This is a genomic window from Mesorhizobium sp. M7A.T.Ca.US.000.02.2.1, assembly GCF_003996995.1.
Lineage (GTDB): Bacteria > Pseudomonadota > Alphaproteobacteria > Rhizobiales > Rhizobiaceae > Mesorhizobium.
Genome location: NZ_RZTT01000881.1, coordinates 1 through 556 on the forward strand (window position 1 = coordinate 1; position 556 = coordinate 556).

1 protein-coding gene is annotated in these 556 nt (G+C 66.5%); it reads left to right on the forward strand.

The genetic code is table 11. The annotated features are described in order from the left end of the window. On the forward strand, positions 1-556 hold a 556-nt coding region (locus EOD15_RS35265), incomplete at both ends, for an aminotransferase class IV (RefSeq protein WP_185929186.1).

Sequence of the window (556 nt, forward strand, 5' to 3'; positions counted from 1 at the left end):
GGCCTGGTCTACGTGCAGGTGACGCGTGGCGTTGCCAGCCGCGACTTCGTCTTCCCGTCCGCCGACACCAAGCCTTCGCTGGTGGTCACCGCCAGGAAAGCCGACCCCGCCGCTGGAGCGAAGCGCGCCGAGACCGGCATCGCGGTCATCACCGTGCCGGAGAACCGCTGGGACCGCGTCGACATCAAGACCGTCGGGCTGCTGCCCAATGTATTGGCCAAGCAGAAGGCCAAGGAGGCCGGTGCGCAGGAAGCCTGGTTCGTCGACGCCGAAGGTAACGTCAAGGAAGGCGGCTCGTCCAATGCCTGGATCGTCACCCGGGACGGCGTCCTGGTCACCAGGCCGGCCGAGCACGGCATTTTGCGCGGCATCACCCGCACGACCATGTTCGAAGTGGCGGCCAAGCTTGGCCTGAAGATCGAGGAGCGCGGCTTTTCCGTCGCCGAGGCCAAGGCGGCACGCGAGGCGTTCATCAGCTCTGCGACGACAATCGCCATGCCGGTGGTGGCCATCGACGGCGATACGGTCGCCAATGGGCACCCCGGCTCAATAACAC